At 67.6% G+C, this 21340-nt stretch carries 21 protein-coding genes and 7 pseudogenes; 14 read left to right on the plus strand and 14 right to left on the minus strand.

Translation table 11 applies throughout. The features are described from left to right. Positions 1–284 precede the first annotated feature (284 nt). Positions 285–689 (minus strand): annotated as a pseudogene (locus ACIQCZ_RS39285) (WYL domain-containing protein); the annotation flags it as partial. Positions 690–711: 22 nt separating this feature from the next. On the opposite strand from ACIQCZ_RS39285, the pseudogene ACIQCZ_RS39290 reads away from it, so the two are divergent. Further along, positions 712–882 (plus strand): annotated as a pseudogene (locus ACIQCZ_RS39290) (IS481 family transposase); the annotation flags it as partial. 739 nt (positions 883–1621) lie between these two features. Here ACIQCZ_RS39290 and ACIQCZ_RS39295 read toward each other — a convergent pair. After that, on the minus strand, positions 1622–2440 hold the full coding sequence (locus ACIQCZ_RS39295) for an IS5 family transposase (protein WP_402290528.1): 819 nt from the start codon (positions 2438–2440) through the stop codon (positions 1622–1624). 189 nt (positions 2441–2629) lie between these two features. Between ACIQCZ_RS39295 and ACIQCZ_RS39300 the strand changes: the two genes are divergently transcribed. Next, positions 2630–3151, plus strand: a complete 522-nt coding sequence (locus ACIQCZ_RS39300) for a hypothetical protein (RefSeq protein WP_402290531.1) — start codon at positions 2630–2632, stop codon at positions 3149–3151. A gap of 216 nt (positions 3152–3367) precedes the next feature. Here the strand turns inward: ACIQCZ_RS39300 and ACIQCZ_RS39305 are convergent, their stop codons facing one another. Further along, on the minus strand, positions 3368–3760 hold the full coding sequence (locus ACIQCZ_RS39305; RefSeq protein ID WP_376220208.1) for a VOC family protein: 393 nt from the start codon (positions 3758–3760) through the stop codon (positions 3368–3370). After that, a complete protein-coding gene (locus ACIQCZ_RS39310; protein WP_376220205.1) occupies positions 3757–4059 on the minus strand; it encodes an ArsR/SmtB family transcription factor in 303 nt (100 codons plus the stop codon). The genes ACIQCZ_RS39305 and ACIQCZ_RS39310 overlap by 4 nt, the downstream gene beginning before the upstream one ends. Positions 4060–4389: 330 nt before the next feature. Here ACIQCZ_RS39310 and ACIQCZ_RS39315 point away from each other — a divergent pair, with 330 nt between their 5' ends. From ACIQCZ_RS39315 to ACIQCZ_RS39325, 3 genes and pseudogenes are all read left to right on the plus strand, one after another. Next, positions 4390–4809: a transposase family protein gene (locus ACIQCZ_RS39315; RefSeq protein ID WP_402290534.1), complete on the plus strand. Its 420-nt coding sequence runs from the start codon at positions 4390–4392 to the stop codon at positions 4807–4809. A 17-nt stretch (positions 4810–4826) separates the two neighbouring features. After that, positions 4827–5093 (plus strand): annotated as a pseudogene (locus tag ACIQCZ_RS39320) (transposase); the annotation flags it as partial. A gap of 187 nt (positions 5094–5280) precedes the next feature. Further along, positions 5281–5538, plus strand: a complete 258-nt coding sequence (locus ACIQCZ_RS39325; RefSeq protein ID WP_402290625.1) for a hypothetical protein — start codon at positions 5281–5283, stop codon at positions 5536–5538. A gap of 19 nt (positions 5539–5557) precedes the next feature. Here ACIQCZ_RS39325 and ACIQCZ_RS39330 read toward each other — a convergent pair whose 3' ends face one another. From ACIQCZ_RS39330 to ACIQCZ_RS39350, 5 genes and pseudogenes are all read right to left on the minus strand, one after another. Then, on the minus strand, positions 5558–6223 hold the full coding sequence (locus tag ACIQCZ_RS39330) for a hypothetical protein (protein ID WP_402290536.1): 666 nt from the start codon (positions 6221–6223) through the stop codon (positions 5558–5560). Positions 6224–6445: 222 nt separating this feature from the next. Next, positions 6446–6718, minus strand: a complete 273-nt coding sequence (locus ACIQCZ_RS39335; RefSeq protein ID WP_402290538.1) for a DUF6225 family protein — start codon at positions 6716–6718, stop codon at positions 6446–6448. 131 nt (positions 6719–6849) lie between these two features. Continuing rightward, positions 6850–8059 (minus strand): annotated as a pseudogene (locus ACIQCZ_RS39340) (IS3 family transposase). 60 nt (positions 8060–8119) lie between these two features. Continuing rightward, positions 8120–8299: pseudogene (locus ACIQCZ_RS39345) on the minus strand (RidA family protein); the annotation flags it as partial. Positions 8300–8601: 302 nt separating this feature from the next. Then, positions 8602–9939, minus strand: a complete 1338-nt coding sequence (locus ACIQCZ_RS39350; protein WP_402290541.1) for an RCC1 domain-containing protein — start codon at positions 9937–9939, stop codon at positions 8602–8604. Positions 9940–10136: 197 nt separating this feature from the next. Between ACIQCZ_RS39350 and ACIQCZ_RS39355 the strand changes: the two genes are divergently transcribed. Further along, positions 10137–10310, plus strand: a complete 174-nt coding sequence (locus ACIQCZ_RS39355; RefSeq protein WP_402290543.1) for a hypothetical protein — start codon at positions 10137–10139, stop codon at positions 10308–10310. Between the two features lie 171 nt (positions 10311–10481). Next, positions 10482–10955 (plus strand): hypothetical protein, encoded by a 474-nt coding sequence (locus ACIQCZ_RS39360; protein WP_402290545.1) that lies wholly within the window; start codon positions 10482–10484, stop codon positions 10953–10955. On the opposite strand, the gene ACIQCZ_RS39365 is transcribed toward ACIQCZ_RS39360, so the two are convergent. From ACIQCZ_RS39365 to ACIQCZ_RS39380, 4 genes and pseudogenes are all read right to left on the minus strand, one after another. Next, positions 10923–11378, minus strand: a complete 456-nt coding sequence (locus ACIQCZ_RS39365; protein WP_402290547.1) for a VOC family protein — start codon at positions 11376–11378, stop codon at positions 10923–10925. The genes ACIQCZ_RS39360 and ACIQCZ_RS39365 overlap by 33 nt on opposite strands. Positions 11379–11461: 83 nt before the next feature. Further along, a pseudogene (locus tag ACIQCZ_RS39370) lies at positions 11462–11715 on the minus strand (IS630 family transposase); the annotation flags it as partial. A 672-nt stretch (positions 11716–12387) separates the two neighbouring features. Beyond that, positions 12388–12720 (minus strand): annotated as a pseudogene (locus ACIQCZ_RS39375) (transposase); the annotation flags it as partial. A gap of 475 nt (positions 12721–13195) precedes the next feature. After that, a complete protein-coding gene (locus tag ACIQCZ_RS39380; RefSeq protein WP_402290549.1) occupies positions 13196–14383 on the minus strand; it encodes a PP2C family protein-serine/threonine phosphatase in 1188 nt (395 codons plus the stop codon). A 445-nt stretch (positions 14384–14828) separates the two neighbouring features. Here ACIQCZ_RS39380 and ACIQCZ_RS39385 point away from each other — a divergent pair, with 445 nt between their 5' ends. Next, positions 14829–16415 carry a Na+/H+ antiporter gene (locus ACIQCZ_RS39385; RefSeq protein WP_402290552.1) on the plus strand — a complete coding sequence of 529 codons (1587 nt, stop codon included), beginning with the start codon at positions 14829–14831 and terminating at the stop codon, positions 16413–16415. Between the two features lie 286 nt (positions 16416–16701). On the opposite strand, the gene ACIQCZ_RS39390 is transcribed toward ACIQCZ_RS39385, so the two are convergent. Then, positions 16702–17118: a hypothetical protein gene (locus tag ACIQCZ_RS39390; RefSeq protein ID WP_402290617.1), complete on the minus strand. Its 417-nt coding sequence runs from the start codon at positions 17116–17118 to the stop codon at positions 16702–16704. Here ACIQCZ_RS39390 and ACIQCZ_RS39395 point away from each other — a divergent pair. The 6 genes from ACIQCZ_RS39395 to ACIQCZ_RS39420 all read left to right on the plus strand — a co-directional run bounded on the left by ACIQCZ_RS39395 (position 17011) and on the right by ACIQCZ_RS39420 (position 21313). Beyond that, a complete protein-coding gene (locus ACIQCZ_RS39395; RefSeq protein WP_402290553.1) occupies positions 17011–17466 on the plus strand; it encodes a hypothetical protein in 456 nt (151 codons plus the stop codon). The two genes, ACIQCZ_RS39390 and ACIQCZ_RS39395, sit on opposite strands and share 108 nt — an antisense overlap. Before the next feature lie 360 nt (positions 17467–17826). Further along, on the plus strand, positions 17827–18768 hold the full coding sequence (locus ACIQCZ_RS39400; RefSeq protein WP_402290620.1) for a D-2-hydroxyacid dehydrogenase family protein: 942 nt from the start codon (positions 17827–17829) through the stop codon (positions 18766–18768). An 80-nt stretch (positions 18769–18848) separates the two neighbouring features. Next, positions 18849–19229, plus strand: a complete 381-nt coding sequence (locus ACIQCZ_RS39405; protein WP_402290556.1) for a zinc-binding dehydrogenase — start codon at positions 18849–18851, stop codon at positions 19227–19229. Positions 19230–19410: 181 nt separating this feature from the next. After that, positions 19411–20250 (plus strand): MBL fold metallo-hydrolase, encoded by an 840-nt coding sequence (locus ACIQCZ_RS39410; RefSeq protein WP_402290558.1) that lies wholly within the window; start codon positions 19411–19413, stop codon positions 20248–20250. Between the two features lie 193 nt (positions 20251–20443). After that, on the plus strand, positions 20444–20941 hold the full coding sequence (locus ACIQCZ_RS39415; protein WP_402290561.1) for a hypothetical protein: 498 nt from the start codon (positions 20444–20446) through the stop codon (positions 20939–20941). A gap of 39 nt (positions 20942–20980) precedes the next feature. Then, positions 20981–21313: an alpha/beta fold hydrolase gene (locus ACIQCZ_RS39420; RefSeq protein WP_402290563.1), complete on the plus strand. Its 333-nt coding sequence runs from the start codon at positions 20981–20983 to the stop codon at positions 21311–21313. Positions 21314–21340: the final 27 nt, after the last annotated feature.

A 21340-nucleotide genomic window follows, 5' to 3' on the forward strand; every position in this document is an offset into this window, starting at 1 on the left:
TTGATCACAGCGGCCTACGGCACCTTTCCGGCGTATTCCGGTTGGCCTCCAGATTGATCCTGCCGGGGGCCGACTGGTTCGGTTGGCGCGAAAGGTGCCTGGGCCTGCCCGGCACAGATCGCTACCAGTGGAACGGCAGCGACACCGCGGCGCGGCGCGAGCACGCTCAACCACGGTAGCGGACTGTGGGCCGACGACCCCGGACGCGATGGCCAGGCCGGCGCCCCGGTGGGCGGGCACCGTCAGTGGACTCACCTCGGTCGCGGTTCGGCTGTTGTGTCATCTCATGACATTGGCTCCTCGCGGCCAGGCTCGGCGGCGTAGGACGTGAGGCGATCGGCGAGCAGGATGACGAGGTCGCGGAGTTCATCGGGGCGCTCGATGACGAACGGCCGGCCGAGGGAGGCGAGTACCGGAGGCAACCAGTCGAGCCGCTCCGCCCGCAGCTCGACGCGCAGCCAGCGCTCGGCCGCGCGGTCCTCGCCTGCCGCGGACTCGTCCTCCTTCAGGCTCGCGACACTGGCGGGAAGGTGGGCGCGGAACTGCTCGACCGTCCCGTGGATCCGCAAGGTCACCTCATGCCGGTACTCGGCCGTGGCGAACCCTGACAACACGCACTGTGCCAGACCGGGACCCACGAGCGGTTCGAATGGGCCGGGCCGGACCAGCGCCCGGCTCGCCGCCGATCTACAGCGGCTGCACAGCGTGACACTCGCGCCTGCGACCGTGCACCGCAGCCTGGTGAGGCGAGGACTCAACCGGCTCCGGAACCTGGATCCACCGACCGGCGAGCAGCTGCGCGAGGTCATCCGCTACGAGCACGACCGGGTCGGCGACCTGGTCCACGTCGACATCAAGAAGCTCGGACGCATCCCCGGCGGAGTCTCTCGTCCCTTCGGCTGGATCCACTCCATCGAGATCCTCGACGATGTGTGGCTCGCAGAGCCGACCACCGTCCAATTCTCGCGGTGCAACATGTTCATCGGCCCGAACGCCATCGGCAAGAGCCACTTCATCTCACTCCTCTCCGCTCTGTCCTCTCCCTCGACGATCATGGAGCGCGTCAACCGTCCGAACTCAGCGGTCCACGCGGTGGTCAACTGGTACGACCCTCAGCCGCGCCGAGCCGAGTTCAAGGCCGAAGAGGAACAGCTGTACTTCTCCTCTGACGGGATCGCAGCGCCGTTCGTCTCTCAGCCGTACCGGATAGTCCAACTCCCGCGTCACACATGGGGGGAGGTTCCCCGCGATGTGAGGGAACTCGGGAAGTTGATCGGACTCGATCACCGGGTCGTCCAGAAAGTGATCTTGGATCTGCCGGAGATCGTCCGCGGAGCAGTCAAGGCAGTGCGGATTGAGGACGGACAGATCCGGGCCGAGTACGTCCTGGGCCATGACCTCGTCCGCGATCGCGATGCTCATCGCTTGCTGAGCGGCATCGTCGGTCTCGAGGTCCTCGTCGCACTCGCTGAGACCTACGCCCGCGCTCAGCCGACCCTCCTCCTCCTGGATGCCGTCGGGGGTCGCCTCGATGCCACGGCGTTCGATCACGTCACCGAACTGCTCAGTTCGTCGGCCCGAGGATTTCAGACCGTAACGACATGGGTTCACACACCTAGGCTCACCCAGGAGTGGACCGTGACACGCTTTGAATACGCCTCAACCGCTCACCAGCGCCAGCGCTGGGCCCGACTTGTCCAGGACGATGTCGAACCGTAATGCCTGGCCGACCACCATTAGCCCGCCGTATGAACGAGCGCACGCGGCGTGTGCTGTTGCTCGCCCCAGCTTCGATAGGTGGGGTGTTCCTGACCTGAGAATCTGTTCCCTTTGAGTGCAGAGTCAATAGCAGGCAAAGATAGCTACATAACTCAGGAGCTGACGCCGATGTGGGCCCCGGCAGGGGCCCGGGCAGCGGCCGGAGGGCGGCATCGTCCCTCGGCGGCGAGGTGGATCTTGGTGGTGAAGCCGCCTCGGGAGCGTCCCAGGCATTCGCCGATCTGACCACCTCCTCCAACCGGACGGCCAGTTTCCGCAGCACCGGACCGACCCGGTTCGTCCCCCGAACGTTCCCCTTTTGAGGACCCTCGGCCGTCGGCGCCTTCCGCGCGCCGGCAGCGTGCTGATGGGCTCGCACGGCGGTCGAGTCCACGGACACATCCCAGTCGATCCGCCCCGCGGCATCCTCGGCGGCCTGGATGCGAGACAGCAGCATCTTCCAGGTTCCATCAGCCGACCAGCGACGATGCCGTTTGTAGACCGTCTCCCACGGCCCGAACCGCTCCGGCAGGTCCCGCCACTGGACACCCGTCCGCACCCGGTACAGCACTCCGTTGATCACCCGACGGTGGTCACTCCACCGACCCCCACGTGCGCCACCACGAGGTAAGAACGGCTCCAGCCGATCCCACTCCGCATTCGTCAGATCCCCACGTCCCATCCCACCACCCTGACCTCAACACCCCACCCCTGTCAGGAGATCCGAGAAACAGACCCTAGGTGATCGGGTCCGGGGTCGCCGGACGGGCGCGTGCTACGCGAGGCGGACGGACAGCTCCTGCTGGGGCATGATCCATTTGCGACCGGAGGCCGACGCGGCGAGGTCGGCACTGCGGCCATGATCGTCGCCATGCCAATATTCTCCGCCGTGCAGACCCTGCCCGATGTCCCGCGCTGGGCACGCAACGCAGCGCGCCTGGCGGTCCTGACGCCGCTGCCGTCCAGCCTCTGGCGGCTCCCGATGGCCTGGGGCTGGATGATGGGCTTCGGGCCGGAGGCCAAGAGGACGCTCCATGTGCCCGGCTGGGGGTCGCTGTACATCGCGGGCCTGACGGTGTTCTCGGAGGTCTTCGCCTTCTTGACGCTCGGCCTGGTGCAGTCCTGGGGCGAGGTCTGGCCGCGCTGGGTGCCGGGCCTGCGCGGCCGCCCGGTACCGGTCCCGGCCGCAGTGATCCCCGCCCTGGTCGGAGCCAGCCTGGTCATGGTGTACTCCGTGGGCCTGATCCACAACATGTTCGTCAATCCGGACCCCGACGCTCCCCACGGCATCTCCGTCGTGGTCCTGAACCTCTGCTACGCGCCCATCATCCTCTGGGGACCGCTGCTACTGGCAGTCACCGTGCATTACTGGCGCCGCCGACGCCGGACGTAACCCGCCGGTCGCGGCCCGCACTCAGGCACGGTCGAAGCACACAGATCGCAAACTCACACTGGAGTATTAGGGCTTGCCTCCGAACAACACGCGGGTCTACGTTCCAGTAGCGTCGGCCTTGGAGCCGCTTGTGTGAGACGTCACCGCAGGCCAGCCGCTCGTAGCACATGTCGCATGCACAGAGCCGGAATCGGCGTGTTATTGGTTTGCAAGCCCTTACTGCGGTGGTGTGGCGATCTGGATCAGGTTCCCGCAGGTGTCGTCGAAGACGGCGGTGGTGACGGGGCCTGCCTCCAGGGGCTCCTGAGTGAAGCGGACGCCGAGGCCGCGCAGGCGCTCGTACTCTGCCTCTACGTCGTTGACCGCGAACTGGGCGAGCGGGATGCCGTCCTTGACGAGCGCGTCGCGGTAGGGCTTGACGGCCGGGTGGCTGGCGGGCTCCAGGAGGAGCTCGGTGCCGGCGGGCTCGTCGGGCGCGACGACGGTCAGCCACCGGGCCTCGCCGCCCAGCGGGACGTCGTGCTTCTTCACGAAGCCGAGGATCTCGGTGTAGAAGTGCTCGGCTTTGGCCTGGTCGTCGACGAAGACGCTGGTCAGATGGATCTTCATGGAGTGCTCTTCTCTGGTCCAGACGGGTCGGGCATGGGCCATCGCTCGGCTATCTGCCGCAGCGGGGCTGTGTTCAGGTCGTGGAACTTGTAGCGGCCCTCCCGTCTGGTCTCGACGAGCCCGGCGGCCTCCAGCAGGGCGAGGTGCTGGGAGACCGCCTGACGCGAGATGCCGAGCTGGCGCTTCATGCTCAGTCGCGAGCAGATCTCGAACAGTGTCTGTCCGGACTTTTCCGTGAGCTCGTCGAGGATGGTGCGGCGGGTGGGGTCGGCCAGGGCTTTGAAAAGGTCGTCGGCCACGACCACAGAATAGGCAAGTACTCGCTTGCCTATCAAGTCGAGGGCGGCGGCCTGCGAAGTAGACCGGCTGTCAGCGGTTGACTTCGAGGTTCGTCAGGACGAGCAGGGCGCGCAGGAGGTGGGTGGCGCGGGCGTGGCCTTATCGACCACTCGCGGGTTCTGGCCCAGATCTTGGGGAGCGGTAGCGGAGCGTCACCCCGGTGTTCGATTGCGAGGGTCGGGTTCGCGTGAGACCGCGTACGCCCTGCCGCCTGGCAGGCAGGAGTGACGCTTCGTCAGTTCTATGACGGTCTCTGCTGTGGCCCGCTGTGGCCTGTGACGGTACTGGTCATGCAGACCGACGCATCATTTTGGGACTCTCTCGTGTTCGGCGGGATCGACGACGTGGACGTCGAGACGGTGACCGCCGTCTTCGGCACGGTTGATGTGGTGGCGCGAGGCAGGGCAGCCAGGGCAGCCTGTCCTGGCTGTGGTCGTTTCTCGGGCCGGGTGCACGACGCCTACCAGCGCAAGCTGAAGGATCTTCCGCTCGGCGGGCAGAGCGTCGTGATCTGGCGGAAGGTCCGGCCTTTCATCTGCTGTGCAGGCGACTGCCCACGCCGTACTTTCGCCGAGCCGTTCGCCCGGCTGACCACTCCGTACGCTTCACCACGCGGCTCAACCACACTCTGGAACGTGTCGGGTTCGCGCTTGCCGGACGGGCCGGCGCCCGCCTGGCGGGCCAACTTGGCATCAATGCGGGGCGGATGACCTTGCTGCGCAGGGTCATGGCACTGCCGGATCCGGTGTTCAGCACGCCGCGCGTGCTGGGTGTGGACGACTTCGCGATCCGCCGGGGGCAGACCTACTCCACCGTCTTGACCTACGGAGAAACCCATCGTGTGGTCGATGTGCTCCCGACACGCGAATCGGGACCGCTGGCCGCATGGCTGACCGCCCACCCCGGCGTGGAGATCATCTGCCGGGACCGGGCGGGCGCCTACGCCGAGGGTGCTCGGCTCGGCGCCCCCGATGCCCTCGAGGTCGCCGACCGGTTCCACCTGTGGCAGGGGCTCGGCCGGGCCGTGGAGACCTGTGTCGCAGCCCACCGCGAGTGCCTGCGCACCCCGGCGCCGGACAGGCCGCCCCAGCCCCGAGGCGGCACCGGTCTCCTCCGGCCTCGGCCTGACCCAGCCCGGTTGCCATACCGTTCGTGGGAACGAAGCATCAAGAACGCCAAGGGTGCTGCGGTCGGATCAGTCGAGGTCGTTGCCGAGCTGTGTCAGCAGCGCGCTGGCACGCTCCCGGTCAGTCGACCAGGTCGACGAAGTCGAGGAGAGCGAGCTGCAGGACAGGTACGGGCACGCCCTGGAGCAGCTGGTCACGGCGAAACTCAGCGGCGGCGAGCTGGCCAGGCCTGGAGTGCCGGCGGCGCCGGTGGATCTGTTGGCGGCGCTGGAGGAGAGCGTCCAGGCCGCCCGTGCAGGGCGAGGGGGCTGAGCACGTACCGGCCCGGGAGTCAGTCCGGCGCCGTGATGCCATCGTTGGGACACCATTCGCCCGGCCCGAACTTGACCCCGGGCAAGGATTCGGCATACGTGAGCAGCCCGTCGGTCCGGGCCGCGAGCTGGACCGTCCAGCAGCCCTCGGGGCCTGTGCTCGGCCAGGCGGTGGCGAGCAGTCCCTCGCCCACGTAGTGCGTGGTGAACAGCTGCGGGCCGGACATCTTGCGCAGTGGCGCGAGCAGGTACTCGACCTGATCGGATGTGAGTCGGTCGGCCGCTGCCGTGTGGCGAGCGCCCTGAGTCGTCTCGTGTACCAACAGCGCGTGCAGGAACTGTGACAGTGTCAAATCCCACGGCTTCCACAGATCATCGCTGCTCACTACCCGTTGGAGTACCACCGGGTCCGCGTCACCAAGTGCGACGCCGAACTGCTGGTACTCGAAGTCGTCCATGCAGAATTCGAGCGCGCCGTCGTATTCGCATACTTGGCCTGCCGGAAAGACTTTGTGGTTGAACAAAATCGGCTGGACGTACTGCGAGGTGATTGCATACCACTCGCGCAACGCTGGCGGCAGCCGATCGGCGCCCGGTATCTCGGTATCGGCGGGACGATCGGGTGGGCCGTACCAGGCACCCAGGAAGCCGGGGATCCCGCCACTACCGTCGAGGAGTTCACTCATGGTGTGCAGTCTGGCCGATGCGGTCCTCCCCAGCGGCGCCGACCGCGGGACCGCGGCCGCCGTTCCGGCCTCACGCGCCGCACGTTCCGCTCGGGCGCGGCGTAGGGCTGCGGCGTGGGAGGCGTCGGCCTGGCGGCGGCGCTCGGCGCGGGCCTGCTCGATCGGGGCCGGTGTGTCGCCGGGCGCGGCTGTCGGCTCCGGGAATGCCGTTGCGCGGAAGTTTCAGTCGAGCAAGTCGTACTGTCCGGGCATCCAGTCGGCAAAGAGAGTGAGCGCCGTCTCCTTCTCTGCCCGTTCGGGCGTGGTGCCAGTGGCCGGCCACCAGTTCTCCACGTGGTGGGCATCGACGAGGACGGATTCGCGGTACCCGTCGAAGTCGCCGGGGTCTTCGGCGACTCCAATGTGGATGGGGGTGTCGTCGGGCAGGTCCTTGAGCGCTTCACGGAGCTGCGCGGCGTTCCATACCTGCGGGGCGTGGTCAAAGACGTCGGTCATGCGCACAGAGTGCTGAACCAGGCGGTGCTGCTGCTGGAGACACGGCTGTACTCCGGGCCAGAGCGCTGATCCGGGGTACAGGGGGCTGGGGTGAAAGCTGATGGGGCTTGACCCCTGATCCTGAACACGGGTTATGCGGCTTCGGCCAGCGTAGTTGATGTTGTTTGGAGTGTTTGTTCGTAGGTGATGGGGCTGCGGTGTCCGAGGCGGTCGTGGCGTCGGACGGTGTTGTAGCGGTGGAGCCAGCGGAAGAGGTCCAGGCGGGCTTCGCGTTCGTCGTTCCAGGCCCTGCGGCCCTGGAGGGTCTCGCGTTTGCAGGTCGCGTTGAACGACTCCGCCAGGGCGTTGTCCGCCGAGCTGCCGATGGCGCTCATGGACTGGGTCACGCCAGCCTGGCGGCAGGCGTTGGCGAAGGCCCGGCTGCAGTACTGGGCCCCGTGATCGGTGTGCATCACGGCGCCGGCGAGGCTGCCGCGGGTCCGCTCGGCTGCTTTCAGGGCGTCGACGACGAGGTCGGCGCGCATATGGTCGGCGATCGCCCACCCGGCCAGGCGCCGTGAGCAGAGATCGATCACGGTCGCGAGATAGCGGAACGTCCCGCCGGCCAGCGGCAGGTATGTGATGTCGCCGACGTACTTTCGGTTCACCTCGTCCGCGTGAAGTTACGGCCGATCAGGTCCGGCACCTTCGCCGCGGCGGGGTCCGGGATGGTGGTGCGATGCTTCCTGCGCAGGCGGAGGCCGGTCAGCCCGGTCGCCTGCATGATGCGGGCGACCCGCTTGTGGTTCACGCGCTCGCCTTCCTCGCGGAGTTCAGCGGTGATCCTGGGGACGCCGTAGGTGCCGTCCGAGGCCCGGTGGATCACGCGTATCCGAGCGGCGAGCTGGGCGTCGGCAGCCTGGCGGGCTGCCCGCAGCGGTGCACTCCGGCGCCAGTGGTAGAAGCTCGAGCGGGCGATGCCCAGGATGCGGCACAACCGCTTCACGCCGTAACGGTGCTCGTGGTCCTCAACGAACTGGCAGCGGTTCACCAACCCGTCTCCGAGGCGAAATAGCGGGCCGCCTTGCGCAGGATCTCCCGTTCCTTCTTCAGCTCGGCGTTCTCCCGCCTCAAGGCGGCGACCTCGGCCTCCAGAGCCGACGGCGCCACCGGAACCGTCGGCGGCTTGGCCGCCCGACGGCCGCGCGGACGACCGGCTCCGGCCGCCCGGATCCAGTTGCGCAGCGTCTCCGGGTTCACCCCCAGGTCAGCGGCGATCTGCTTGATCGTCGCCTCGGGCCGCGACTCGTACAGCGCGGCCGCGTCCGCCTTGAACTCCGGCGGATAGTGCTTCATGACCACGACACGTCTATCTCTCAGATCCTCAAGATCCACTATCTCGAGTGTCCAAGGTCAGGGGTGAAGGCCCTTCATGGCCTGACCCGTGTAGTCACCGATCGCTGCCGTGGAGCCGTCATCGTTCAGTGGACACGCCCCGGCGAGGAAGATCAGGCGTGACTCGGCGGGCGCCGTGGCCGCGTAGGCATACTCGGCAACGTCGGACAGGGAGGCGGAGCGGATCAACGTGATGGCCCGAGCCATAGCTGTCGGGTCCTTTCCCATCGGGTGTTGAGCTCCGGCATCCTGCCAACGCCCCGTCGGTTCCCGCTTTCCTATTTCTTCTCCGCACCCACGCACAGCGCCGTCACCTCTGCTCGACAGTCACGAGCCGAGTGATCACCGACTGACTCCGGAACCCGTCGATGCTGACCTCGGCGCTTCAAGGTGATTGGCCTGTTTGTGCGCTCATTCGAGAGCCGGATGACTACGTCATGTCCGGTTCGGCAACAGGCGACGGCCGCTGGGGGCGGTCGCTGCCTGGAGGCTCATCTTCGGTGACGAGCTCACCGAGGTTGGACGATCACGAGGCTATGGTCACCGCCTGCGGTGATGGCGCGCACGTCGTGGAGGAAGCGGGTACAGGGCGCTGTCTGGCCGGGCGCACACACCCGCACCGGCGTGGTCCGGGGGGTAGTGGTGGTGCCGTCCCCGACCTCGCCTTGGCCGTTCGCCCCCCAGGCGAGGACTGTTCCGTCCTCGTGCAACGCCAGACTGTGGGCTCCGGAGAGACCGTTCGCAGCAATATCTCGCACGCCATGGAGGAAGCGGGTGCAGGGTGCTGTCTGGCCGGGCGCACACACCCGCACCGGCGTAGTGCGGGGGGTGGCGGTGGTTCCATCGCCGAGCTGGCCGTTTCCGTTGGCCCCCCAGGCGAGGACTGTTCCGTCCTTGCGCAACGCCAGGCTGTGTGAGGCTTGGTCGCCCGTGGCGATGGCGCGCACGTCGGTGAGGAAGCGGCTGCACGGTGCTGTCTGGCCAGGCGCACACACCTGCACCGGCGTGGTCTGAGGGGTCACTGAGGTGGTGCCGTTGCCGAGCTCCCCGACGAAGTTGTCGCCCCACGCGAAGACCGTGCCGTCCTTGCGCAACGCCACACTGAAGTCGAAGCCCGCGGCAATGGCGACCACGTCGGTGAGGAACCGGGTACAGGGTGCTGTCTGGCCGGGCGCACATACCTGCACCGGCGTGGTCCGCGGGGTGGTGGTGGTTCCGTCGCCAAGCTCGCCGTCACCGTTGAATCCCCAGGCGAGGACACTTCCGTCATTGCGCAACGCGAGACTGAAATCGCTGCCCCCGGCAACGGCGCGCACGTCGGTGAGGAAGCGGCTGCACGGTGCTGTCTGGCCGGGCGCGCACACTGGCACCGGCGTGGTCTGAGGGGTGACAGAGGTGGTGCCGTTGCCAAGCTCGCCGAAGCGGTTATCGCCCCAGGCAAGGACCGTGCCGTCCTTGCCGAAGGCCAGACTGTGAGTTGTACCTGCGGCGGTGCCGTGTACACCGCGCAGGAAAGAGCTACAGGGGGACGCTTGGCCGGACGCACACACTGGCACCGGCGTAGACCGGTCCACAGTGGTGCCGTCGCCAAGCTGGCCGTTACCGTTGACCCCCCAGGCTAGGACGGTACCCCCCGGTCTACCGTCCCCCGCCACGGCGGTCTGCCAGCTGCCTGGAGACCAAGCGGTGGCCGTCAGAGCGGCGACAGCGACGACGAGGAGCCGTCTGCGCATCGATCGACCTAAGCGAGCGAGCATTGATACCTCTTTCATGTCGCTGGTTATAACGGGCTCTACCTGCACGTTCGAAGGCGTCAGCCCGACGGGCACATCATCGTCAAGGCGCATTCGATGCTTTTGTCAATTTCTTCCTCAGCCGCAGAAGTTCACTCGCTTGGCGTTTGCTTGCGCCATCGGAGACCACCGGATTGCACGTTCAGGTCGTTGATCAGGCCGGTGGGGCGTGGGCGGCGTCGAACAGGTCGGTGAAGGCGTGCCGCCAGGGCCAGTGAGGTTTTCTCAACGGTGATCACTTCCAGATTCCGTTGAGGGCGAGGTTCGTCGACCACTACGGCACCATCGGCGAGGCCGAACGCGGGCTGTCGCGGTCGACCGCGCACGGCTGGCCCCTGTACCCCGTCCCGCTGTCCCAGCCCGCGGGCGACCACCGCACGTACGACGTCGAGATCACCCCGAACTGTGCGTACAGCGGCCCCTGAGTGCCTGACGCTGAAGCTTCTATAGATCGTCACCCGCCACCGTCATGCGGATGCTGCGCGAGCACGACGAACAGGCCGCCACGGCTGCGAACGTGCACTGAGTCGCGAGCCGTGAAAGCTACTGATGGGTTACTTGTTCCCTGGTGTGCGGGCTGGGATTTCGGGGCCGAGATGGAGCGCCTCGGCCGCGACGCCGCCGAACTCACCGCGCTCGCCGACTACCTCACCGCCCACGGCCTGGTCCTGGAGATGTTCGCCGGACTCCTGCCCGGCATCTACGACCCCACCGGCCCGGGCAAACTGCTGTTTGCATTCTTCGCCGCGATGGCGGAGACCGAGCGGGGAACATCCGCGAGTCGACGCTGGAGGGGCTCGACACCGCGGCCCGCAAGGGCAAGCACGGCGGCTGGCCCCCGTCATCACCGACGACATGCTCCACACCGTGCTCCGGCGCCGCGAGAGCGGCGAGTCCGTCAAGCAGATCCAGCCCGACCTGATCATCCCACCGGCAAACGTAAAGGACACAATCCCTCCGTCGCGAGCATCTACTGCGCTGGCCACGAACGTTGGCCGGGGGACGCCCTGTTGTGTGGCGGGTGGCTCAGGCGCGGTTCAGGCGAACCAGTTGTTGCGAGTGGTGCTTAAGCTGTCTGGCGGCGGGTCCGGGAGTAGCTGGAAGAACTTCCATGCGTACTCGTACGGATCGAGGCATTCGACGTACCGTTCGCCCCATGGTGCGTCGACCGGGCCGGTGGTGACCTGGCATCCGGCCGAGCGGCAGTAGAGCGTGGTCGCGTCGACGTCGGTCACCTCGATGCCGACGACCACACCGAGGCCCCGCGGGCTGGTTCTCGTCATGCGTTCACGGTCGCTGTCGGGAAACGGCATGCCGACCAGGGCGTCGACGAGCAGCTGGAGATCACCGCGTCTGAGGATCGCCATGACCGTCCGGCCGTCGGGATTGGATATCGATCCGGTCTGCTCGAAACCGAGCCCCTGATAGAACGTGGCCGCCTCGGTCACATCCTCGACGCGGAGTCCTACCCGGATTGGAGCCTCTTCGGTCATTGCGCCTCCGTTTGGCGAGCGGTCTCACACCGTCACGACGCAGGAGTGAGGGGAGCGGTGGCCAGTAGAAGATGTGGGTCTGGTTACGCCGCCTCTGACCGGGGGCGGCCCCAGCGTTGCTGGCGTTCGCTGCAAATGCGGGCGCGTTCCCGGCGCTGGGCCTCCAGCATATCGGGGGGCGGGCGTTGGCGTTGCGCCACCGCAGGTACTCCTGGAGCTTCCGGGCGAGCACGGTGTGGTTGGGGTGATCGGAGCTGCCCATGACGAACGTGCGTAGTGGCCCGAACCGGGCCTCGATCGGGTTGGCCCACGACCCGCTTGTCGGTGTCAGGCACAACTGGCTGTCGTGAGTGGTGGCCGCGGTGGTCGCCACGTCCGTGATCACGTTGGGGGCGTCCGGGGCACAGGTCTCGGTCAGACGAGCGGAGAATCCCCTCCAGCTGATGATGTGTCCGTGCCGTGCGAAGCGGGCCGAGGTGTCGTAGGGCGAGACGATCGCCCGGGACGAGGGCGGCAGCCCCGGTCCGCCGTCCTCGTCGGTGGGCCAGAGCAGGCGGCCCGCGGCGTCGCGGTAGTAGTTCTGCACCGTGATCTGGCGCAGGGCCTGGACGCGGGGGCCGGACGCCCGGCCTGTCCCGTGCTGGTAGAGGTGTTCCAGGAGCCGGACAGCGTCGTCGCCGGTGGCGAGGATCCTGGTCCTGGGCCTGGTGGGGTTCTTGCCCAGGCGGACCGGCCGGCCGTAGCGGTGCCCCCACTCCTCGTCTACCAGGCCGTCCAGCAGGTGCCCGGCGGTGCCGGCGACTTCTTCCAGCGCGGCACGTGCCGCTTCAGTGATCAGTTCCAGGCGGGTCAGGTCGCGGACGGCGGCCAGGACGTGGGTGGAGTCGGTGCGCTGCGTGGTGCGTTCGCCCACGAGGCCGGCTTCCTTGAGGCGGGCCAGGGCGAGGTCGAGGAGGCGGTCGGCCCGGTCGGCCTCGGTGAGGCGGTTACGGAAGTCGGTCAGCACGCTGTGGTGGAAGCCGGGGTCATCCAGCTCCATGGCCATGGCGTACTTGAAGTCGATGCGGCAGCGGACCGCCTCGGCGGCCTGCCGGTCCGACAGGCCGAGCAGGAACTGCAGCACGCAGACGGTGGCCAGCTGGGCGGGCGACAGGCCCGGTCGCCCGTCACGCGGGTACCAGTCGGCGAAGTCCTCGTCGCGGCACAGCCCATCCAGCCGGTCTCTCACCCACATCGCCGTGGTGCCGCCCGGGTTGCTCGCCCGCGCGATCTGCGCGGTCAGAGAGGGGACTTGCTCACCGGAACGGGGGCGGAGGGACAACGGGCACCTCGACGACTGCATCGGCCAGATGACCGGCACCCAGTTGGTCAGCGCAAGGCACGATCTATATCGTCCCGGTGATCGGAGACCCACTGATACGCCTCCTGTACATCTGTCACTGCCCCAGCGTCACGGAGGCGGATCATCGCGAGGTCCCGGCCGCGCACGGTGCTGGCCGAGATGGGACTCACGCTCGACAACGACGTACAGATCACCGTCCGGGTGTCGTCCCGCCAGCGCGAGTGGAAGCATGACACTGCGCGGCGCCTGCGGCCGGCGCGACCGTCGTTGGCAACAAGATCGCCGACCAAGGCTGGGCACGTTTCCCGGCGTACACGCCTGAAGACCGCTGTCGGCTGGTCGATGTCGCACACCGTCTCACCTTCTACTGGGGGCAGCATGCGTTCGTCGAAGCCGAAGGCCAGTGCCGCCTCAGGCTCTGCCGCGACGGATACGAAGCGCTGCCGAAACCGTTGCCGGTGCCCAGTGCTTGGCATCAGTGGCCTGGGGGCGGGGGCGATTCACCGAGGTGGTGCCGGTGGTGACTGATGGGATGGGGTGTGAGGTGTGGCCGGTGGGACGGGGTGCGTTCGATGACCAGGAGGGCTGCGTCGTCGGCGGGGTGGCCGCCGATGTGGGCGAGCAGATCGCGGTGGATGTGGTGCAGCAGCGCATCGGGGCTACTGGCGGGGAAGGAGGCGACTCGTTCGGCGAGCGGGTAGAACGCTCCGGCCGGTGAGCGGGCTTCGATGACGCCGTCGGTGTAGAGGACGAGCATGTCACCGCCTTCGAAGGTGAACGGGTCGATGCGGTCGTCCTCGATCTGCCGTTCGCTCACGCCCAGTGGAGGCAGGGACTGCCGGGCGTGCAGGGCCGTGACCCGCTGATCGTGCACCAGCAGAGGCGGGGGATGTCCGCAGTTGATCATCTCGGCGGCCGACAGGACGTCGGAGATTTCCAGGACGAGGCAGGTGATGAAGTGCTCGCCGGCGTCGTGCTCGGTGTCCGTCACGTCCTCCAGGTTCCGGGAGACGCTGTCTTCGAGCGCTGTCACCAGCCCGGGGAGGGTGGCATGCCGGTGAGCGCCCTCACGGAATGCCCCCAGCACCAGCGAGGCCTCACCGATGGCGGCCAGCCCGTGGCCCCGGACATCGCCGATGACGACCCGGGTGGCGGCATGCGCGGCGCGGGCGAACGCAAACAGATCACCCCCGATCTCGGCCTCGTCCTCCGCGGACATGTACAGCCATGCCACCTGCAACGGTCCGATCCGCCGTGGTGGAGGGCGCAGCAGAACGCGCTGAGCCGTTTCCGCCACAGAGCGTGCCCGGCTCAGCGCCCGGTCGCGCCGCTCCCGCACAAACCGCATGAATAGCACCAGGGCGGAGAGCACGGTCAGCGCGGTGATCTGCGCCACGTGGTTGGTCGTGGTCAGTTCGCCGAGGTAGACAGCGATGAACACCTGGGCCGCCACTGCCAGGACGCCGGCGAGAGCGGTGAGTCGTGTCCCGGCGAGGGAGGCGGTCAGAGCGGGCGCGATGACCAGCAGTGGGCCCAGATGGATATCGCGTCCGGTGTAGATGTCCAGCGCGGTGATCGTCACGATCAGGACGAACGGGACCGCCACCAGCCCACCACCGGCTGGATGCTCCAGGAAGCGATCCCATACACGTCGCACACCCATATACCCCTTATGTTCCATCGATAGCGCGCCCTCAGCCAGCCGTCGAGCACGGGTCGCGTCTTCTCTCAGCCTTCCGCGGCGGCCTCGTTCTGTTCGTCCGCTGGCCCTGCCGTGACTTCCGATTTCGGAGGCACGGCTCCAGCTCGCGCCAGTCGAAGATGGGTCCGTCCAGCCTTCGGTCCTGGTCCAAGGGGAGGGGGCCAGTCCGGGGCGATCTTGGCGAGCTGGCGGATCCGCTGGGCCGTCAGCCGCGTCACCGCAGACGGGTCACATGTCCGGGCCCTCACAGCGGGGACCGATCCACGGGCGGGTGCGCCGCTGTATCGACTGCCACACCCTGGACGGTCGGGGCTCCTTGTCGGCTGCATCACCGCCCGAGGTCGGTTACGTTGGTAAAGTACCTGGTCAGAGGGGGTAGTAAGCCGTAACCCACTGGGGACGTTCCATGACCGGCCTGACCGTCATCCTGCTGCTCGTGGTCCTGGCCACAGCCGTGACGACCGGTGCTCGGCGCTGGAGCATGCCCGCCCCTTCGCTTCTCGTCGTTGCCGGTCTGATCGTCGGGTTGATGCCCTGGGTGCCCGAAGTTCGCCTGCCGCCTCATGTGATCAACGTGCTGGTGCTGCCGCCACTGCTCTTCGCCTCGGCCGGGGAAATCTCTGTCCGCGACCTGCGCACCGTGTGGCGGCCCGTGACCGGCCTGGTCTTCGGTCTGGTCCTCGCCTCGGCCATCGCTGTCGCGAACGTCGCCCGTGCGATCACGCCGCTCACTGCCGCGGCCGCGTTCATCCTGGGTTCCGTCCTGGCCAGTACCGACCCCGTGGCCGTTTCCGCGCTCGGGCGGCGTCTGTCCCTCCCACCGCGCGTGCAGGTGATGGTGCAGGCGGAAAGCCTGTTCAACGATGCCACGTCCCTGGTCCTGTACAAGGCCGCCGTGGCCACCGCGGTTTCCGGCAGCGCCCTCACCGTGTCCAGCACTGTCGAGCAGTTCCTGATCCTTGCCGGCGGAGGAGCCCTCATCGGCGCGGTTGTCGCCGGAGTGGTGACCCTCATCCGCAGACGGACCGAGGACCCCATGCTGGAGACCGTCATTGCATTGGTCACCCCGTACGCCTCCTACGTTGTTGCAGAGGACTTGCACACCTCCGGCGTGACTGCCGTCATTGTGTCCGGGGTCGTCCTCGGCAGCGCCGGCCGCAAGCTCAGCATCGCCCCCGTCCGCCTCCAGGTCCACGCCGTCTACGACACCGTGACCTTCCTCCTCGAGAGCGTTGTCTTCGCTCTCATCGGCCTCGAGCTCCCCTCCACGGTCCGTCAGCTTGCGCACGACGAGCACGGCTGGCCGCTGTGGGTTCCGGTGATTGTTTTCACCCTGCTTGCGATCCGCCTGCTGTGGATCTTCCCGCTGTCCGCCTTGATCCAATACCGGCACACGGAGGGAGACAGTCGCCTCTCCTGGCGTGTTCCGGCTGTCTTGTCCTGGGCAGGCACCCGAGGCGTCATGCCGCTGGCTGCCGCACTCTCCATCCCCCTGGTCACCCACACGGGGGCGCCGCTGCCGCATCGGGCCCTCATCCTCATGCTCACTACCGGGACCGTCGCGCTCACTCTCGTCTTCCAGGGGTTCACCCTCGCCCCTGTCGTCCGCCTCTCCGGCATCGCACTGGAGCCGGAGCACTCCGCGCGCGAGGAGTCCCGGACCCGCCGGCACATTGCCAAGGCCGCTCTCGAAGAGCTCAAACAGCTGGGCGATCCGGACCAGCTCGCGGAACTGGGTGCCGCCGCCGAGGCCGCCCTGAATCAGGCCCGTCGCCATTTGGAGGCGCGCATCCACCAGGCTGAAGATGCCCACTACAGCGACCCGGACGCCCGTCCTGCCGACGCCTACCGCGAGATACGTCGGACACTCATTGCCATTGAGGCGGCCGAGCTCCAGCGCCTCTACGAAGCGAACAAGATCAGCAACGCCACCCGGCGCCGGATCCAGCGGGAACTCGACCTCGAAGAAGCCAGCCTCCGCGCCCGCGGCTGATCAACCGGTCCCGGTACCGCTCGCCGGACTCGAGCTGCGTCACCCGAGCCGAAGGCCGGCTTCGGGCCGCCCGCGCAATGGGACTGTGCAACCTGCCCGTGCACGAAAAGGTGTTGGGGCGACCCCGGGCAATCCTGCTCTGCAGAGCAGCTGCTCGCCGGCTCTCTACGGGGGCGAACGGGGCGCGGTCGGCGGCCCGTTGTCGCGATGCTCGGTGATCGGGGTGGCTCGCCCTGACCTGTGGCCGAGCGGCAACGGGGCCCTGTCGTTCTGCCGAAGCATCTGGTCAGGAATGGCATGTGATGTGCAGGTGAGCTGCGGCATTGTTGGCGTCTCCCCTGGGATTCCAGACGGTCGCCGGGGATTCGGCCTGCACGGCCGCGGTGGAGTCCCAGGCGCGTCCGTTGATCTCGGCCTCGCCCGGGGGCAGGGAGAGCGTGGCGCGCCAGTGCTGCCACGTCCAGGGGTTCTCCGGTGGGTCGAGATCCGCGTGGGTCCAGGTGCCGCCACCGTCGGTGGAGACATCCACGCGCGCCACAGTTCGGTCGTCCCCGGCGAAGGCGAACCCGCTGACCTCGGTCGGGCCGGACGCCAGGTGGGCGTTCTTGCCGGGCCGCAGAATGGCGCAGTGGATGGCGATCGGACCGAGGGTGATGCCGGCGCCGGGTTCAGTCGCCCCAGAGGCGGCTTCCGGGGGCAGGATGCTGTATGCGGTCTGGAAGTCGCGGCCAACCCCTGGCGGGGCCGGTACGACGTCGGTGACCTCACGGGCAGCGAACGGGTGGCCGACCGCCTTCCCGGAGCGCGGATCGTGAAGGCGTTCAACACCCTGTTTGCCGCGTTCATCGCCGCGGACCCTCAGCACGAGGAAGGCCACCAGGCGGTCTTCTACGCGGGCGACGACGCCGACGCGAAGGCGGCCGTGGCCGCTTTGCTGAACCAGTTCGGGTTCGCCGCACTGGACCTCGGTGGTCTGCGAGAGGGCGGGCGGCCGATGCAGCTCGACGGCCCGCTCAGCGCACGGCACTTCCTGCTTCAGGATGCCGGCTGACGACCCAGACCTCGGTCACATCGGGGGCGCGCACGTCCAGCGCACACAGGAGGAGCGTCATGAGCCGTCGTGTCGTCTACACCCGCGGTGGGTCGCCTGCCCCCTCGTGTGCCTGCCCGCCAGGTCCATCGCCCGGTCGACGCCGCCGGATCGCCTCTGAACGAGGAGTTACGTGATTTCCGAACGCACATCAGAGCGGGCGCAGGAGCACGGCTCGCTAGTCGGGCCTCGCACTGTCGGAGCCGGGTGGCCAAGCGCTGGTTGCACGCGTAAGGGCTCGGCAGTGGGGTCGACCAGGTGTCCCGCACTCTGTCATCGCTCAACTCGCCCCGCCATCAGGAGCGCCGTAGTGTGACCGCTGTGAAGGTCGCGATTCTCGACGACTACCAGGGGGTCGCTCTCGAGTGCGCCGACTGGGGACCTCTGGACGCCGAGGTCGAGGTGTTCACCGACCACATCCTGGATGTGGACGAGCTGGTCCGCAGGCTCGCCGGCTTCGAGGTGGTCGTCGCGATGCGCGAGCGCACGTGGTTCACCGCAGAGGTTCTACGCCGGTTGCCCGATCTGAGGCTGCTGGTCAGCACCGGCCCGCGGAACGTGGCGATCGACGTGGCGGCCGCCGCCCGGCAGGGCATCGTGGTCTCCGCGACCGGATACTTCGGGGAGCCCACCGCAGAACTCACCTGGGCGCTGATCCTTGCCGCCGCACGCAACCTCCCGGTCGAGGAACGTGCGATGCGGGACGGCGGCTGGCAGCACACGGTCGGCACCGGGCTGCACGGAAAGACCCTCGGCCTTCTCGGACTGGGAAACCTGGGCAGCAGTGTGGCCAGGATCGGCCAGGCGTTCGGCATGGACACCATTGCCTGGAGCCAGAACCTCACGCCCGAACGTGCCGCCGAGCACGGGGTGACGGCAGTGACCAGACAAGAGCTGTTCGCCCACGCGGACGTGCTCTCAGTGCATCTGGTGCTCAGCGACCGCACCAGGGGACTGGTCGGCAGCGCGGAACTCGCCACGATGAAGCCGTCCGCTATCCTGGTGAACACCTCGCGGGGGCCGATCATCGATCAGGACGCCCTGCTGGACACCCTGCAGCGCAAGGCCATCAGGTGCGCGGCACTCGATGTCTACGACGTCGAGCCGCTGCCCCCTGAGCATCCCTTCCGTACGCTGCCGAACACCGTACTCACCCCGCACATCGGCTACGTGACCCGCGAGCTCTACGAGGTCTTCTACCGCGACGCGGTCGAGGACATCGCAGCCTTCCAAGCCGGACAACCGATCCGCGTCGTCACCTAGCCTTCGACGGGGCACGAAGGTGCCGACCGCGGCTTGGCCGGCAGCGGCCCGGGCAGCGAGCGGGTCTGGCGGCCGGACCCATGGGAGAGGACACCGTCGCTGCTCCGGCTGAGCGGGCGCTACCGAGGTGTGCGGGCTACGATCGCTGCATAGGGCTGGGCCTGACAATGCCCATGCTGTACGGCTCCCTGACGGGCGAGCCGATCTGCGTCAGTGAGGATCCGCGTTACATCCCCGCGGGCCGCCGTATTGTGGAGGTCTACTGGCTCGGCTACTGGCTTCCGAGGCTCACCGACGCAGAACGACGGCAGCTGGGGGAAGACATAGTGGAGCTTATGCGAGAGGGAGTCATCGAAACCTCTCCCGGGCGCGAGTATTCCCTCGACGAGATCGGTGAAGCCGTCGCTCAAGCAGAACAGAAGGGCAGACAGGGAAAGGTGTTCCTGGTACCCGGAAAGTAGCGAGGACCGGTTTTGTGACCCGCAGCGCGGCGCTGGAAGCGCGGTATGAACGCCACGTCGTCGCCGATGCTTTCGGCGGCCTCCTGCGGGAGTCCTTCATCGTCGATCCAGGCGTCATCCGGGTCTGATCCCCACCCGACGTCTGCGGTCGGCGAGCAGTCGCAGAGCCAGGAGGTTCCACGTGACGGAGCTGCGCTACGACGTGTTGGTTTTCGACGGGGTGCGCCGCGAACGGTCCACGCGTCTGCCCGACGGAGGTCCGATCGTATCCTCGCCGCTGGCATGCACCTTGATCCTCGGTGAGACGGACGCGGTCCTGGTCGACCCGCCGTTCACCCGCGATCAGGTGCACGGCCTCGGCGACTGGATCGAGCACTGGGGCAGACGACTGGCCTACATCTACGCCACCCATGGGCACGGCGACCACTGGTTCGGCACCGATCTGCTGATGCAGCGATTCCCCGACGCCGTGCCGTACGCGACCGAGGGAACGATCCGGCTGATGCACAAGCAGGCGACCGAGGGGCGCGAACAGACCTGGGACGTGGACTTTCCCGGACTCATTCCCGACAGCCCCGTGGTGTACCAGGAGATTCCGGCAGCGGGGTTCGAACTGGAAGGGCATCGCCTCCTGGCGGTGGAGACCGGCCACACCGACACCGACGACACCAGCGTCCTGCACGTGCCGTCGATCGGCCTCGTCGTGGCCGGTGACGTCGCGTACAACGGAGTTCACCAGTACCTGCTGGAAAGCCCCGGCGGCGGAATCGAGAAGTGGCTCACTGCGCTCGACACCGTCGCCGCGCTGCGCCCACGCGCGGTTGTCGCGGGCCACAAGAACAGAGAGCTCCCCGATGACCCGTCGATACTGGAACAGACCCGCGACTACCTGCTCGACGCGCAGCGCCTGTTGACAGCGAGGCCGAGCCCGCGTGAGTTCTTCGACCAGATGCTGCAGCTCTACTCGGATCGGCTCAACGTGAGCCCGGTCTGGTACAGCGCGCTGGCACTCCTGTCATGACCAGCCTCGCCGGCCAAGGCTGACCCCCGTGAGGAACTCTTTGGCCACCGCATCAGGTGGTGGGCCCGAGAAGCCGACCCGCCAGAGCCGGTGCTTTTGTCTCGCGCCGTATCAGCGACGTTCCGGAGGACAGAAGTGATGATGGCTGGTCACGAGTACAGCGATCCCGCCGCGGTCAGGCGCGTACCCGCACGTGCACGCCGCCACAGTGAACGGCGGCGGTGACATGGACGGCGCGCGTGACGATGCTGTCCGCACCGAGGTCACGCACTGGTTCTTCGACGACTACCTGCCGACCTGGGTGGGAGTGGGGAGCGGTGCGATCCCGCGGGGGCCGGAGTTCATTCTCGACTACTGGGCTGCGCCGTTGCACATCAGCTCGCCGGCGTCGCGGGAGTGGCTATTTGACGGTGACGCCGTTGTCGCCTGGCTGGAGCGCAGCCAGACCGAGCTGCGGGCAGAAGGGTATTCCCACACCGTCGTGCCCGATCGCAGGGTGACCGTCTACCACGACGCCGGGGCGGCGGTAGAGGCGATCCGGTCACGTCGTCGTCCGGACGACAGCGAAATCGAGCGTCTCGCCGCTCATTTCGAAGTGGCTCGGGAAGCTGCGGGGTGGCGGGTGGTCGGAACCCAGGACGTGCCGACAACGGCGGATTCCTTGGACGCGGTGTGGCGGGCAACGGACTGAGCCGGAGGCGGGCGGATAGGAGCGTGACCCGGGTGGCGCATGCTGACAGGCCGCAGCAGGCTGGACTTGACGTCGATCAGCTGCGACGTCCAGGCAACGTCATCAGCGGCGACTTGGTGTTCATACGGAGGCTTTTGGACCGGCGGGCACCCGCTGGGCGACGCGCCTTCCGCGGTCACCGTGCCGACGATGCTCATCACCAGTGACGACACGTTTGCCTCACGTCCACTTGTCCGCGAGCAGGTGGCGAGCCGATTCGAGTACTACGAGACCGCTTACGTCCCTGGCGCCGGGCACTGGCCCCACGTCGAACAACCCGCAGCCGTGGCACGCATCCTCACTGACTACGCGAACAGCATCGCAAACACATGAAGGGGTGAAGGTTCATGGGCTTTGAGG

This window comes from Streptomyces sp. NPDC093149, assembly GCF_044754145.1.
Lineage (GTDB): Bacteria > Actinomycetota > Actinomycetes > Streptomycetales > Streptomycetaceae > Streptomyces.